This window comes from Agarivorans sp. QJM3NY_30, from assembly GCF_050870855.2.
Classification (GTDB): Bacteria; Pseudomonadota; Gammaproteobacteria; order Enterobacterales; family Celerinatantimonadaceae; genus Agarivorans.
This window is the reverse complement of the sequence record NZ_CP194038.2, coordinates 172,731-187,946: the sequence shown is the minus strand read 5'-3', so window position 1 is coordinate 187,946 and position 15,216 is coordinate 172,731. Positions and strand designations below refer to the sequence as shown.

10 protein-coding genes are annotated in these 15,216 nt (G+C 44.9%); 1 reads left to right on the top strand and 9 read right to left on the bottom strand.

What is annotated here, in order from left to right:
* Nucleotides 1–122: 122 nt before the first annotated feature.
* Nucleotides 123–797: a deoxyribonuclease V gene (gene nfi, locus ACRRSX_RS00850; RefSeq protein WP_432455093.1), complete on the top strand. Its 675-nt coding sequence runs from the start codon at nucleotides 123–125 to the stop codon at nucleotides 795–797.
* Here nfi and ACRRSX_RS00845 read toward each other — a convergent pair.
* From ACRRSX_RS00845 to tssF, 9 genes are all read right to left on the bottom strand, one after another.
* The gene (locus tag ACRRSX_RS00845; RefSeq protein WP_432455094.1) at nucleotides 790–1,659 is read right to left on the bottom strand and encodes a hypothetical protein; all 870 of its coding nucleotides are present in this window, start codon (nucleotides 1,657–1,659) and stop codon (nucleotides 790–792) included. The genes nfi and ACRRSX_RS00845 overlap by 8 nt on opposite strands.
* On the bottom strand, nucleotides 1,659–6,056 hold the full coding sequence (locus ACRRSX_RS00840; RefSeq protein ID WP_432455095.1) for an RHS repeat-associated core domain-containing protein: 4,398 nt from the start codon (nucleotides 6,054–6,056) through the stop codon (nucleotides 1,659–1,661). Before ACRRSX_RS00840 ends, ACRRSX_RS00845 begins: the two co-directional genes overlap by 1 nt.
* A gap of 16 nt (nucleotides 6,057–6,072) precedes the next feature.
* On the bottom strand, nucleotides 6,073–6,942 hold the full coding sequence (locus ACRRSX_RS00835; RefSeq protein WP_432455096.1) for a hypothetical protein: 870 nt from the start codon (nucleotides 6,940–6,942) through the stop codon (nucleotides 6,073–6,075).
* Nucleotide 6,943: 1 nt separating this feature from the next.
* Entirely contained in the window at nucleotides 6,944–7,231 is a 288-nt protein-coding gene (locus tag ACRRSX_RS00830) for a PAAR domain-containing protein (protein ID WP_432455097.1), read from the bottom strand.
* 8 nt (nucleotides 7,232–7,239) lie between these two features.
* Nucleotides 7,240–9,054 carry a type VI secretion system Vgr family protein gene (locus ACRRSX_RS00825; RefSeq protein ID WP_432455098.1) on the bottom strand — a complete coding sequence of 605 codons (1,815 nt, stop codon included), beginning with the start codon at nucleotides 9,052–9,054 and terminating at the stop codon, nucleotides 7,240–7,242.
* A gap of 70 nt (nucleotides 9,055–9,124) precedes the next feature.
* A complete protein-coding gene (locus tag ACRRSX_RS00820; protein ID WP_432455099.1) occupies nucleotides 9,125–9,604 on the bottom strand; it encodes an Hcp family type VI secretion system effector in 480 nt (159 codons plus the stop codon).
* A 191-nt stretch (nucleotides 9,605–9,795) separates the two neighbouring features.
* Complete coding sequence (gene tssH, locus ACRRSX_RS00815) at nucleotides 9,796–12,378, bottom strand: type VI secretion system ATPase TssH (protein WP_432455100.1); 2,583 nt, start codon at nucleotides 12,376–12,378, stop codon at nucleotides 9,796–9,798.
* Between the two features lie 31 nt (nucleotides 12,379–12,409).
* A complete protein-coding gene (tssG, locus tag ACRRSX_RS00810; RefSeq protein ID WP_432455101.1) occupies nucleotides 12,410–13,387 on the bottom strand; it encodes a type VI secretion system baseplate subunit TssG in 978 nt (325 codons plus the stop codon).
* The gene (gene tssF, locus ACRRSX_RS00805; RefSeq protein ID WP_432455102.1) at nucleotides 13,384–15,213 is read right to left on the bottom strand and encodes a type VI secretion system baseplate subunit TssF; all 1,830 of its coding nucleotides are present in this window, start codon (nucleotides 15,211–15,213) and stop codon (nucleotides 13,384–13,386) included. The genes tssG and tssF overlap by 4 nt, the downstream gene beginning before the upstream one ends.
* Nucleotides 15,214–15,216 lie beyond the last annotated feature (3 nt).

Genomic DNA, 15,216 nt, shown 5'->3' with positions numbered 1-15,216 from the left:
AGCAATAGAATGTTTCTAACCACTACATGCAACTGAATGCATAACGAATGGGCAATACATAAGTATATTGGATTAAGTGCCCATGATGTTCATTGCTGTAACCAAACAGATACAGATTTCTTATGCAGCCAGTCATTACACACTCTTGGGATATTACTGAAACAGAAGCCTTGCAACTTCAGCACTCACTTGCAGCTAAAGTAATACAAAAAGATCAATTTGGTAAAATTCATCTGGTTGCCGGAGTTGATGTCGCCTATTCCAAGGAAAGCAACAAACTAATAGCTGCAGCCGTCATTCTTGACACAACTACTTTAGAAGTAATCGAAACAGCGACAGCAACTGATACTGTTAATTTCCCTTACATTCCTGGTCTATTTTCTTTTCGCGAGCTACCACCGCTAATGAAGGCCTTTTCAAAGCTTAAACACACACCTGACTTAGTCATTTGTGATGGACAAGGTCTTGCTCATCCCCGGCGCTTTGGGTTGGCCTGTCATTTGGGAGTGATCTTTGATGTACCGACTGTCGGCTGTGGCAAGACACGATTACTCGGAGAACATGAAAATCCAGATACAACAAGAGGCGCAATTGCGCCTCTTGTTGATAACAATGAAATAATTGGTAATGCATTAAGAACGCAAACTGGTATCAATCCTATTTACGTTTCAATCGGCCACCGTATTTCACTCGCAACGGCCTGTGAATGGGTACTAAAACTCTCTCCTAAATACCGGCTACCAGAGACAACTCGACAAGCGGATCAAACAGTTCGTGCAACCTTAAAAGCTAAATAATAACTTCTTCACCATTAAACCTCACATAACAGTTAGGATGTGCTAGTTTGAAATGCTTTACATCATCATTTGTCAAAATGTCAGATTCCACATACAACTCAGAAAGCTTAATCAGTCTGATTATTTTTTGAAAACTTACATTAGTTATACCAGTATTATATATTTGAAGCTGCTGAGTGTCTTTCAGTCCATCACCCTGAAGTAAATCACTAAACATACTATCAGTTATATTCGAACCAGAGATATTTAACTTCGTTCCGCCACTAATCTCTCTCAAGAAGTCTGGACTATAAAACTTATCAACTAATACTAAGCCTTTTGATGCTTCTATTTCTTGGAAATAGTGACCACGTACAGTCAATAACGATATCTTTTCTTCAGACTCAAAATGCAGGGCCATCTGAAACTTACCTACAGCATGAATACAAAAGTCTTTAATACTTCCACCCTCATCCCATACATAATCTTGTGTCATGCGATCATCCTGTTCAGCATGCTCTAAACTTTGTAAAATGCCATTTAAATACTTTGCTTCCGAGACTTCCTCTCCATTGTCATACTGTTTTACTATCGAATGTTCACCCTTATAAAAAAAGTAAGCAACACCGTTATATAGCTCTCCTCGAAATTTAAAAGGTTCGTCAAATCCGTCTAAAAATTCAGCATCAATTTCTAGTTTACTGGTTTCATAAAGTGGAAATGGTAAGGTGTAATCGCCAACTATTTTCCCTTGGCGACATATTTTTTTTTCAACCACAACACCATCGACAACATCTATAATGACACCACTAAACAAGCTCCCGCAATAGAACGCTTTATTGAAACTATCAAATTCAAGTTCACTTTTAACTACTATCATCATCAATGACCAGTCAATATATCAAAACCCTGTAAAATACCACTACAATGATTACAAGCTGTAAATGGCCCACCTTGACCAGGGCTGTTCTGAAGCTTATAGGTTGAAACTTGTACGTTACTAATATCAAAACCTGGCTTTGCTTTCACTTGATTCAACACATAATTTGCAGACTGTATTTCCGCATGAAGCCCTGGCATACCCTTCAACCCTTTTTCATCACGAAGTCCAAACTCGGCACCTTGCCTCACATGCGCTTTGATTTGGTCCCTTATCACAGGATTTAAATCATTACCAGTTTTCGCATACAGCCTTGTTACTTCATCCAAGTAAGCCGCTTGGTCTGTTATTCTGATGAAACCATTATTTTCCCCAAACCTCTCAGTGCCCGGGAAAGTTCTTCCTTTTTTCATAGAGAAAGGAATATTTTGAAAGGTTTCACCCACAATGCCTTGCTCAGCTATACCAGCACAAGAAAGTGCTACCCCATCCGTTCTACCTGCTGCAATTAATGCATTAGCTTCAATTTCAACTCTAGAATTTAAATTATCTCCAAATATTTTTCTGATAGAAACTATATCATTTTTCTGCCCATCGCTCAGCTTAAATTCATCTGCCAAGCCAGTTTCCTCAGTAACATTAGCCACCAACTCAGAGGGCTTACCCCGAGACTTCCACTCCTCAATACTACCATCACCACCATTAGCCAACCACGTTCGATGCCCCAGCTCATCTTGCTGAGCTTGTTGCTGAATAAAACCGGCTACATCATCTGAACCCGCTCCGACTTCACCCGAATAAAACAGCAGTGCCCATGGTGTTTTGGGTATCAATGACGCCAATAAAGACCTTTCCGCAACAGCATAAACCGCTTGGTTGGCGGCTTGCCGCGTAGCGTATTGTCCTAATACTTGCGAGCCTGTTGATGCTAAGGGCTGAGCAGCCGGAGCCAATAGAGGGAGTCCAGCAACCAAAGGGGCACCATCCTCTTTACACAAACCCAAAGGATCTACCCAGTTAGTCGGGCTTGGAGTGTATTGGTAGAGGTTTAAGCCACCGAGTAGTTCAATCGGGTCTTGCTGGATGTAGCGCCCTTGCTGTGGGCAGTAGTAACGGTGATGGTTATAATGCAGGCCGCTTTCATCATCAAAGTATTGGCCTTGAAAACGCAGCGGGTTGTCTATTTGCTTAACGCTTAGTTGCTCTATTGCGCCGTAGGCCTGATAGTGGGCTTGCCATACGATGTTGCCTTGCTCATCACTTAAACGAATAGGCGTGCCAATATGGTCTAAATGGTAGTGGTAAACCTGCCCTTGTTTAATCATGACCAGTGGGCGGTGACTATTAGGCTCGTACACATACCAGGTAAATTGCCCTTGGCAGTGTTCACCGATTAGCTGTTGGCCCTCCCAGAGATAGTCAGTGGTGCCACTGGAGGTGATTTTACGGCTACGACGCCCAAGAGCATCGTAATGATATTCAGCATGTTTTCCCCCCTCACTCAGCCGGACCAGTTGGTTCAAACCATTAAATACCCGCTGCTGACGCACCTTACTTTGGCTAGCGAGTACTTGATTGCCGTAGCGGTCGTAGCGGTAACTGCGCTCGTTGAGCATCAGCAGTTTATCGCCGACCAACTCGCCTTGTTTGGGGTTAGCAAAACTGTCGAAACTAAAGGCTTGATTGTCACCGCTGTGAGAGGTGGCCTTGGTGAGTTGGCTAAGCGGGTCGTAGCTGTAATTTTGTGCGCCCAGCTCACTATCGTTGACCCCCAGCAATTGGTCGCCATCATCAAAACGGTAGTCACGCGCCAGATTTAATGTGTCGCCCTGCCACTCTTGCTTCAGCAAACGCCCTTGAGGGTCGTAATGATTATGCTGTTGATGACTAGCACTGAGCTCGCGGTTTAGCTCGCTGCCGCTGGCATTAAACTGGCGGGATATCAGTGCTTGGCCATTCAATGTTAGTTCACTTAAGCGACCGTGTTCATCGTAGCGATAACGAAGCATACTGCTGTCAGGTAAGCGGGTTTGGCTGCGCAAGCCTTGCTGATTAAGCTGATGGCGGATATGCCAGTCGTCTTGCCAGTGTTCCTGTAACTGACCATTGGCAAAGTAATTAAAACGAATTTTACGAGCGCTATTATTGGCTTGGCTTAGTTTGCCTTGTAAGTTGTAAGCAAAGTCGTTAATTAAAGTCATGCCATTGGCGGTGCTACGCTGCTCAATCACTTGGCCTAAGCTATTTCGCTTCAGCTGCACCAAACGCTCGCTGTTTTCCACTAACTGTATTAGTTGACCAGCCAGGTTGTATTGATAGGCTTGCTCGCGCCCATCAAAACCGATGGTTTGACGTATACGCTCACAACTGTCGTATTCCAATTGATAACGCTGACCGTCGCTACGCTCAATGGCTGTTAGGTTGCGCTCCTTATCGTAGCTAAAAGCAAGCCATGAACCATCGGGGTTAATCTGTTTACTAGGCTGCGATAATCCTTGATATTCAAAGTTGGTGGTATGACCAAGCGGGTTGGTTCGGGCGCTGAGCCGTCCAGCTTGGTCATAGGCGTATCGCTGGCACCGGGTTTGCTGTGGCTGGTCTTGGTGATAATGAACTACCTCAATCAGCTGCCCTTGGGCATTACGAACATACTGACTAACCCAACCGTAGGCATTCACTTCACCATTACATTCCCCAATAGCGTTATAGCTGTAGCGCGTCAGGGCATCGCCCACTTGCTTGGCGCTCAGCAGACCTTGTTCATTCCACCAAAATAACTGTGCAGGCTGATTACCGGCAGACTTGTTGATTAAACGACTGTGCGCATCGTAGCGATATTGAGTGACCACACCTTGAACGTCGATTTCTTGGGTAAGTAAACCTAAGCTGTTGTATTCCCGTTTGAGTGATGAACCATCGGCATAGTCAATCTGATTCACAAAACCTAAACGATTATAGGAATAACAAGTCAAGCTTTGGTTAGGATGGAGCTCGGCAACTAACTGGCCTGCACTATTATAATGGAAACACGTAGTTGTCCCATTTGGTTCAGTTTGGCTAATTTTTCGCTGGAACTCATCATATTCAAATCGCCAAGTGGCACCATCGGGCGCATTTTTTTTAAGCAATTGACCCTGCGCATTATGCAAGTAAGTCCAACAGTTATTATAACTATCGAAACTACGGCTAATCCCTTGTTCCGGCTGATACTCAAAACGATAATGATAGTGCTGATTATCGCCCCACTGCTCAACACACCGAGCGCGTTGGTCACTACCATCCCATCGGAAATAGTGACGAAATCCCGAAGCGCGTGTTCTTTGGATCAACAAACCTTGCTGATAACGGTAGTGCTCTTGCTGAGCAAAGCGATTGCTTGCGCGAATCAACCGACGCTTGTCATCGTAACCATAATTCGCATAAATTTGCGCATCTTGAGCTCTACTAGAGCACACCTCAAGTAAATGGCCCTTTAGGTCGTAACGTAAATAGATCCGTTGACTACGATTCACCGCGACACCAATCAGTCGATGCGCAGCTGAATAGCTCAACAAGAATGCACGATCCACTCCTTCACTTAATTTGGTCAGTAACCAAGCTTGCTGCGTTTTACTAAAGTACAGTGTTTTGCCATCCGCGTGACTGATGGTAATATCATCACTTTGATGCCGCAGCACCATACCGGATTTAACTTGAATGCTTTTGGCTCCGACGGCAACATATGGAAAGCGGAATACTTGACCCAATGCGTCGGTAAATTGCCAGCACGGCTGTTCGCCGAAATCTTCCTCTAAGCTATAATGAAAATTACTACGCCAACCCAGACCCAGTCCCAGATCAAGGTGGGAGCAACTAGAACGATAAATACGCTGCCAGCACAGTGCTACATGCCCCTGTAGATGAACATCTACCAACTGAAGGACTTCCTCACCACTACTCATCGCAACAGGATCGCCGCACAATACGGTATCTTGATGATCAATCGATTGTGCAACAGGCTCACTTGCGTACTGGTCTTGAGTTTGTACTTGAGTCTTCGAACGCCCTCCCGGAGCTTTGGGTTCATTTTGGACGGATGAACTCCGAGAGGGAGTCGAAGCAGGAGATGAAATCGGCAACTGTTTTACCCGCTGCTGATAACACCAAATTTCGCCAGAGAGTAAAGCATTTACAAGCTGTTGCCGCGGCTGCTTTCGCTTGTTTAAAGGCAACAAAAGATAAACCGTATGCAGCCCTTTTCCAGCAGCATTGACGGCCCCATTAAACTTCGTTAAAAACAGCTCAACGCTCGCGACATCAGTAAAAGAAATTGATGTTGAGGTATTTTTTTTAATGCCTTTAAAAAACTCATAAGCAAAACCATCGTTAGCGGTTACAACTTGTTTTTGGGTTCCATCCATACTGCTGTTTACACCACTAAGCGACCCAACGAAGCGTCATTGCGCTCCGATAGGCATCATCGGAAAGAGCCAGCTGAAAGCTTGTTCCAGCATATTTTTGCTGCTGATACAGCATTAAACAATGGCATAAGTTATAGATACCACTACACACCCCCAAGTCGCCAATCAGTGCATCGGCAAAGATAAACTGGCTGCGCGATGTAAGGCTGTCTTGAAAATACTCAACACTGTGTAACCAGCCATCCCTCAAAGCTTGCGGCAACGCAGTTGGGAAATAACATTGGCTGAGCGACTTGCCGCATTGACGCTGATAGCGCTGAATCAGTGCTGCAATCGTAGCTTGAGTGCTTTTATCTGAAGTCTGCACTTCGTAACCGGTCCAAGGGATCACAAAGCCTTTGTCTGCTGGACGCAGTCGGCCGGCAATAAAACATTGGCTGGCAGGAGTGCTCGGTTCTCTCACAAGAGTGATTAAACGCGGGTCCTCATGGTAGGCAATGAGCTGAATATCACTCACTTGCTGTTGCGAAAACAGCTTAACCGCTTGACGCATAGCTAATTGCAAAGCACTCCGGCCATAGGGGAACAAATACACTTTGGCTAAACCTTTTATACTAGGGATCAAGTCAAGAAGCCGCTGATAGTCTTTCCCTTTAGCCTGAACAATCGGGGCCTCGGGTAGTAATACGAAAACCGCATCGGCATCCCAACGAAGCTCAAGCAAGCGCTCGGTAACTGTGTGGTCAAAGCTAAAATGGCGTAAGCAGCCTTGCTGATGAAGCCTTAATTCTGGCTGCAAGGCCTGCTTCTCGCTAAGCTCAAAAATATTGACTGGGTCATCGTATTGGCCCAACTGCATCGCTTCAATGTCTAGTGTTAACATCATCTTAGCCAATTAACACCGTTGGATTACCTGCCAATATCTTGCCACCATGGTCGGTCGAGTCACCTAAGCGAGCTACCGCTTTTCCCCCTACAGTGACCGAACCGGAGCCCGTAGAAATTGAATCTGGAGGGCCAATGCACACTAATTTGTCACCAACACAGGCAACTGGCATCCCGCCCACAGTGACTCCTCCATTACCACTGGCAACGGGCCCTCCCACATGGGGTACTTTATTTTCAACCTTAGGACACATATGAAACGACCCCAACGTTGCGACTGGCTTACCCATGTAATTTCCTAGTTTAACGAGATGGAAGGCGCCTTAAGGGCGATAGCCGAACCATTAATAGAAATGGACGAGCCCTTAATGTCGATATTGCCACCACTCGATAAAATAATAGAGGCACCACCAGCCTTAATTGTGACCTTGCTTCCAGCGACAAGATCAAGATTTTTTCCAACATCAAGCAGCAGGGTTTTTCCAATCTTCTGCGACTGGTTCTCCGCTACCTCAATCGTCAAATCTTTACCAATTTTTTCGATTTGACACTGCTTAATTTCGGTTTGTAGATCTTTTTCCGCCTGCAGGTAGAGCAGTTCTTTTCCGGCATCATCATCAAAACGGATCTCGTTGAAATTACTTTCCCCGCCCCCTTTAGTAGAACGCGTTTTAATACCCGACTGGAATTTCTTACTGGGTAAAGCGTAGGGCGGCATTTGATCACCGTTGTACAACGCTCCGGTAATCACTGGTTGGTCGGGATCACCATTGAGGAAACTCACCAGTACTTCTTGGTCCACTCTCGGCAAAAAAAATGCGCCATAACGGCTACCCGCCCAATTTTGCGCCACCCGGATCCAGCAAGAACTACTGCTATCTGGCTTGGCTTCACGGTCCCAATGAAATAAGACTTTAATCCGGCCATATTTATCCACGTGGATATCTTCACCAGGATCGCCTGTGACTAAGGCGGTTTGAGTGCCATGGATCAAGGGGCGCGGGGTGACCTGTAACGGTCTGAATAGCACCTCGGAAGGTATGCACGAAAACTGATTGTGTAATACCTGACCACTATTTTTCGCGGCTCCCGTTTGACTAACGATGGCGACACTTAAAGACAGCTGGGTAATCAAATAACTTTTGTTCAGCTGTTTTGGATCTTCATGAGACTTGAAAGTAAAGTATTGGCCTGCCGAAAAAGTCGCGCAAGTACTACCACCAGCACACAACAAGGTATCTCTTTGCATCGCTTCTAAAGCAATATTCGCAGAATTTTGCAACTCCGGGTTTAATTCAGAACCAGCATAGTATTCAAAGACTTCACTACTTAATTGCTGTTTACTTACGGCTACTTTTTGTTGCTCGCCCTTTGGTTTTACTTTGGGCTTTATAAAATCAAATCCATACTTAACCGAGCGTCCAGCAGGGAGCTGAAAATTACCGTTCCAAGAAAAAACATGCGCTTCGGCTAAGGAGCCGGTAGTAAAAACGACCTGCGACTCTTCAGCCTCTCGGTAAGCGGTCAAAGCATCGACTAAAACCACAGAATGCTTGCTCTTACGATGTTCTATAAAATAAAAAATGCCCGCCTCTTCTAATAGGCGATGCACAAAGTCTAAGTCACTTTCGTTGTATTGAACCTTAAATGCCAAACTCGAGTAAGTTGACTTAAGCTCGCTCTGCATCGGTACACCGTGTTCAGTAAGTATCTTTTTGACAATTTGTTCTACACTAAGCTTCTGAAAAATTCTGCAATTGATTCGTTGCTTTAAAAAATGTAAACCCGATACCAGCTGCAAACGATAATCCTGATATTTTTCCCCTTCGGCTTCGCTAGAAATACGACTACCTAATGCATGGATGCTAGAAACAAAACCATTAAAATAGCGAGTAACAGTTTCTTCAGACTTTTGGTAATCTAATTTAACCGTCACTGATTTACCAATAAGATCATCCTGAGAAATAAGCTGACCATTGCTATAACAAGAAACATTTATAGAAAAAGGAATAGAGATACCTTCTTGAATATCAAATTGAGTAAGGTGGAGTACATCCTTACCTAAAGGTGTTTCTATTTGTATGATATTCTTGCTCTGGCTTGCCTTTTTCATATTTCTCATTTTTCACAATAAATAAAGATAAAAACGGGATAGTTAAAAACTACCCCATAGGTAAGAACAATTACATTTGTTGACCTTTAACACCGCTATAGCCGTAAACAAGTGGTGCTTGAACATTATTTTGATCATCAGTTGGGGTAACGGTCATCATCATTTCAGTGTAAGAAATCGTGATGTGCTCTACCGGACGATCATCTTGAATCGAAACAGCATAACTAGAAATCATCGCATCGGTTAACTCGATTTTCATGATTTCTTCAATTTTTTCACCTTGCTTAGTAATGTGGAAAACTGCTGGTTTACCCTTACCAATAGTGGCTTCTTTGAATAAATCAGGCGAAGCTTTATCTTGCATTTTTGAAATTGTGACATCACATAAGCGCGTTGCGCTCGCTTCACGATCTTGGGCAGTCCCCGTATGAGAAGTGATCTCACGACTCACCGACCAATCAACTGATAACAGCGTAATTAGATCTTTGTACTGCTCAGCGGTTGCTTCGCCTTTAATATCACCATATTTCAAATAAGTATTTGCTTGCATGCTAAGTTCCTTTAGCTAATTTTTAAAAATATACCCATAAGGGCTAGGTTATTAATGCATCGCCTTAAACGAGCAAATTTACTTGTCGCAGCCATCTCACAAATCAATCCAGTAAAAAACAAATTAAAAAGACAACCATCACAACTTCGAATAACACATTATAGATATTTATATCAATAAATAAACATAAATCACTCTGTTTCTACACAATAATTAGAATCACGTATATCGATTAAGATTGATCCGACATTTTTCTTAGAAAAAACAGCCTCCAACACCTTTTTCGATATAATCGGCAATAAATCATTTTGAATATTATTTTGAATCGCCCTCGCACCTATATCTGCGTTATTTGATTGTTGGTTCAAATATTCAGCGACTTGCTCAGAAAAACGTAATGTTCCTTTATAACTCTTGGAAAACCGTTGTTCGACACGCTGTAACTGCAAACGAACAATCTGCTGCAGTGTGACGTGATTTAGAGGAATAAAAGGGATCACATTTAAGCGACCGATAAAAGCCGGCTTAAATACGGCGAGCAGGTCATCGTTAAGCGCCTGTTTTAAGCCGTCAATATCAGGGGCTGTTTCTTGATCCTCAAACAAAGCAGTGGTGGTATCAGTTCCAACATTCGAAGTCATAATGATGATGGTATTTTTGAAGTCTATGTCTCGACCTTCACCATCTTTAATCGAGCCTTTATCGAAGACCTGATAAAATATGTCTTGCACTCCGGGGTGGGCTTTTTCCATCTCATCCAGTAATACCACGCTGTAAGGTTTGCGCCGCACAGCCTCGGTGAGCACGCCCCCTTCACCATACCCCACGTATCCCGGAGGAGAGCCGACTAATAAAGAGACTTTATGCTCCTCTTTAAACTCCGACATATTGATTACCGTGAGGTTATCTTCACTGCCATAGACCTGTTCAGCCAAAGTTAAAGCGGTTTCCGTTTTACCTGTACCGCTGGGTCCCGTGAGTAAAAACACCCCATTGGGCTTACGCTCGTCACTGAGATGAGCACGGGTGGTTTGTACTACTTTGCTGATTAAATCTAGAGCGTGATCCTGGCCGATAATCCGCTCGGCCATTTTCTGTGATAAGTTCAAAACCGTAGTTATCTCATTAGCTTGCATCCGCCCAAGAGGAATACCCGTCCAATCAGCAATCACCTCTGCAACGAGTAATTCATCAACTTCTAAGAACACCATCGGTTGAGCCACTTCCGCTAAAGAGGCTTTCAAATCCACCAGCTGACGACGTAACTCAAGCCGATCGTCATGATCCACATTTAAAATCTCATCAACATACTGCTTGGCTTTTTTCACCAAACCCTGTTCGTCACGCCAAGTGCTTTCGGCTTGCGCAAAGGCAGCTTGAACATCTACCAATTGGCAGCTAAGTTGGCTAAGTAGGGCTTGATGATTAGAACCCGTCAACTGTTCTCTCTCTAATTGCTCAATTTGAGCACTGAGTTGTTGCTGCTGTCGCTGTAAATGCTCTACCTGGCTTGGCGTTGCCGCTTGGCTCATCGCTACCCGGGCACAAGCTGTATCGAGCAAGGCCACCGCTTTATCGGGTAGTTGACGACCATTAATGTAACGATTTGAAAGACAAACTGCTGCCTGTAAAGCTTGATCGCTAATACTGACTCGATGATGCTTTTCCATCGCTGGCAGCAAACCTCGCAACATGACGATCGCTTTGTCTTCACTAGGCTCTTCAACTTTCACCACTTGAAAGCGACGCGTCAAGGCAGCGTCTTTCTCAAAATATTTCTTGTACTCAGCCCAAGTTGTAGCGGCAATTGTTCGCAGTTCACCCCGCGCCAAGGCTGGCTTGAGTAAATTAGCAGCATCGTTCTGCCCAGCTTGGCCGCCACTGCCAATTAACGTATGCGCTTCATCGATAAAAACAACGATTGGGATTGCCGAGTTTTTTACCTCGCTGATCACCGACTTTAAACGATTTTCAAACTCGCCCTTCATCCCAGCACCTGCCTGTAGCAAGGCTAAATCCAAGACCTGAATCCTCACATTCTGTAATGATTCAGGTACATCTTTGGCGACAATACGTTGAGCTAAACCTTCCACAACGGCCGTTTTACCCACCCCAGCCTCACCTGTCAAAATTGGGTTATTTTGCCGTCGACGAGTTAAAATATCGATCATCTGACGGATTTCATCATCACGCCCTAAAATTGGGTCGAGTTGGCCCTGTCGAGCTTGCTCGGTTAAGTCGATGGTAAACTGCTCTAAGTTAGGCGTTTTAGCTGAGGATTGAGTCTGAACAGTGCCATCACCAACGTTATTTTGCAGGCCCGACCAAATACGGCTCAGTTGACTAACCTCAATGGCTTCCAAATGTTGCAAATAATCCATGGTGGTGAAACTTAAAGTATCGTCACTCAATAAAGCGTGAAGAATATGCACTGGAAAAATGCTGGTTTGCTGGTATTCAATCGTCGCGACCATCCATGCTGCACTTAATAGACTCACAATTTGCGGAGACAAACTTGGGGTTTGTGGATTACCCGTTTTAGCTTGTTCAAGACTACGATTTAAATCCTGAATAAAGCCCGCTAAATCAAGCGAATAATACTGAGCGATGATGTATAAATCCTCACTGCGCTGCTCACACATTGCCAACAGCCAGTGCTGAACTTCAACACTAAAATGACTACGGCTATTAGATAGCGCGGCGGCCGACTCTAAACTTTGCTTGGCAGCTGGCGACAGCTTCTCAACCATTGATTTCAAACTCATTGTGGTCATTTTTATTCCCTTTCCTTGCTTTCGAATGCGCTTACGCAATCACTATCTTGGTGTACTGTTCCATGTGCCGACTATTCATGCTTAAGGATGCGCCGCGCCCAAGAGCCAAGCTGCAATGACCTAAACGCCCACTCGGCATATCTCGATAACGTGCACTTAAACTCCAACGAGGACGAATATGATTCGGTAAATATGCGGCCACGGTTTGTTGCAATAGATCCAATAACGGCCCTCCTGGTAACAAACGCTGAGCCGCCGCTTGACTGTCGGCCTGAATATCAATGTCAATGGCTGAGCCCACATCCCATATTTTGCTGCCCAAGGTGGCACTTCTGCCAAGCTGAGCATGCTGACCTTCAGGGGTGAATCGGCCTCCTAACTGCGTTTGCTCAGATTCATTTAAACTCAGCCACTGCCCGACTCGCTGATGAACCACCACCTGACAGCCTGATATCAGCTGAACGATTTGTTTTAAGGCTTGTGCACTGCGTATGGTTTGAGAAAACAGTCCGCCGACATAAAGTTGACTAGAAGTAGAAGTCCCCGCTAATGCGTGCAAAGCCAAAGAAATAGGATCGGATTGCCCAGTTTGTAAGCGACGCAGATATTGCAGTGGGTACTGATATTTCTCCCAAGCGCGGTGGTACAAAGAAATAACGCGGTGATGAAAGATGTCTAAAAAGTCACGCATCGATTCATCTTTTTGTTTGCAACGTTCCATGACCCATTCACTATAATGGCTGGGTAATACGCCACTAGGCCCGGTTAGGCCCATGAAATTGACGTACACCTGGTAAGGTTGCGAGGCCGACTCTGGCACCACCACCTTCGCTAAGGCTTTTCCCGGAAAACCTAAATTTTGCGGCACTTTAAAACGCAGCGCTTCGTGCTTTGGCAGCGTATCGGAGCCTATTCCATGATGAACGCCCCCCCGACTTGCTTGGATCGCGACCACACTATGATGAAAATCTTGTTCGCTGCCACTATTTAAGCCTTCAAAGAGATTCATAACAGCTCCATATCTCCCGCCAAGGCGGGCCAGCGATGCAATGCTTGAGCATGGCCCAGTATTCGAATCGTTAAACGGGTAAAGCTATTAATGGTGGTGTATTGTGCAAAAAAGTGTGCCAGTACATTGCCAAAAAAGAACAGATTGGTGCCAGACAAATCTTGGTTGGTAAATACAAGCTCGATGTCCGAACCGTGGCAGAAACCAACTCGACCATTTTGTACGACTCTTGCGGTTGCTCGCTGAACATCCAGACTGGTGATAGCTTCAATCAACACCTTGGTTTGCGGTAACTGTTTAAAGTCGTACAACTGCAACAACTCCTGCAACAACTGGACTGCATTTGCCTGAGTAAAGTGATTGAGCGTTAGGTGACTGGCCAATTGCCAGCGAGAAGCATCAAACATTGCCGGTCGCACCGGTTCGCTAAATGGCAGCAAACAGCGAACATTTTTTAGAGAGTCAGCGCGACTGGGCATCACGACCGAGGGTTGACCACCACCAAAGGGCAGTCTTGCAGGCAAATTTCGATTACTGCACAGAGCTTTCGCTGAAATCAGCCATTGTTCATGCTGCTCGATATCCAGCGGCTTCGCATTGCCATCAACCACTGATAAATAGCTCTCTACGCCCGGCTCGTCATGGCCTCCCGCCCATTTGTTGAATTCACGACGCAGCGTCCAAAATAGATGACCCGCAGGCACATAATGAGGAAGCTGACTACCATAAAAAGGCGTGACTGCAACACCATTGTCGTGCTGATCAAAAGCTTCTACATCTAATATGCGAATCACTTCGGAGATATCCGCATCACGATAGCGAGGCACCAGACGATGCTCAAACCGAGCGGGATCTAAGCGCAGCGGCTCCAACTCATCTTCGAACAGATTCACCACTGGTACACAACCAAGTAAGATGTTATCTGCACTAAGCTGTTTCGCCAGAATATCAGAATCGGCGTCAAGATAGATATATAGGTCCACTTCATGCTGCTCACCAAACCAATTGGGCTCCAGATCTTGAAGCTCAAAAAACATGAATTTCTCAGGACATAAAAAATGCTCAACCAACAAACGGTAGCCATTAAAACTACGTTGTTCGTAAGGTACGACCTTTTCTTCATCGGCAAAGCCGACCGCATGTATATGCCTTGCTTGCAAATATTGGCGAGCCTGCATACTGTCAGGATTGGCAAATGCCATACCAACACTCGATTGAAAAATTAATTGATAAAGTTGATAGCTCAGCTGTGGTTGGCCGTGAATATAGAATCGCAGCTTGTCGATACCTAAATCACGGAACGACACATCATCAAATTCGCAACTCAGTCTTAATTTTAAAACGGCGCTAACATGCTTTTGAAAATTGGGCCGAGGCGCTTTAAAGGGGGCACTTTCAAAACTCGCTTTAGTAAGCTCTATCGGCCACATTTGCACGTCGTAACACGTATTAAAACGACAACTTTTATAGCCCGGAACTTGGGTATCTAATTCCGTCCCTTTAGGGATCATCAAACTATAGTCAGTGACGTTTTGAGTGCTCATCTTAATCACTGACATCGAGGGGATCGGTGCATGATAATCAGGGTAAAGTTGACCAAGTAGAGCTTCCGTAAGCTCAGGAAAACTGTCATCAAGCTTTTGCCGCACTTGAGCAGTTAACAAAGCAACGCCCTCTAATAAACGAGATACATGCGGATCTTCGACACTTTCTTCGCTGATCCGCAAACGCCCAGCCACTTTAGGATAACGTTCGGCGAACTCGGCCCCCATATGACGCAGATAAGCAAGTTCACGATTGTAATACTTTAATAGTTCATCACTCATGAC

Coding starts and splice junctions, on each gene's coding strand:
- tssF (WP_432455102.1), bottom strand. CDS start 15,213: ATGAGTGATGAACTATTAAAGTATTACAATCGTGAACTTGCTTATCTG.
- ACRRSX_RS00845 (WP_432455094.1), bottom strand. CDS start 1,659: ATGATGATAGTAGTTAAAAGTGAACTTGAATTTGATAGTTTCAATAAA.
- tssH (WP_432455100.1), bottom strand. CDS start 12,378: ATGACCACAATGAGTTTGAAATCAATGGTTGAGAAGCTGTCGCCAGCT.
- tssG (WP_432455101.1), bottom strand. CDS start 13,387: ATGAATCTCTTTGAAGGCTTAAATAGTGGCAGCGAACAAGATTTTCAT.
- ACRRSX_RS00835 (WP_432455096.1), bottom strand. CDS start 6,942: ATGATGTTAACACTAGACATTGAAGCGATGCAGTTGGGCCAATACGAT.
- ACRRSX_RS00840 (WP_432455095.1), bottom strand. CDS start 6,056: ATGGATGGAACCCAAAAACAAGTTGTAACCGCTAACGATGGTTTTGCT.
- ACRRSX_RS00820 (WP_432455099.1), bottom strand. CDS start 9,604: ATGCAAGCAAATACTTATTTGAAATATGGTGATATTAAAGGCGAAGCA.
- ACRRSX_RS00825 (WP_432455098.1), bottom strand. CDS start 9,054: ATGAAAAAGGCAAGCCAGAGCAAGAATATCATACAAATAGAAACACCT.
- ACRRSX_RS00830 (WP_432455097.1), bottom strand. CDS start 7,231: ATGGGTAAGCCAGTCGCAACGTTGGGGTCGTTTCATATGTGTCCTAAG.
- nfi (WP_432455093.1), top strand. CDS start 123: ATGCAGCCAGTCATTACACACTCTTGGGATATTACTGAAACAGAAGCC.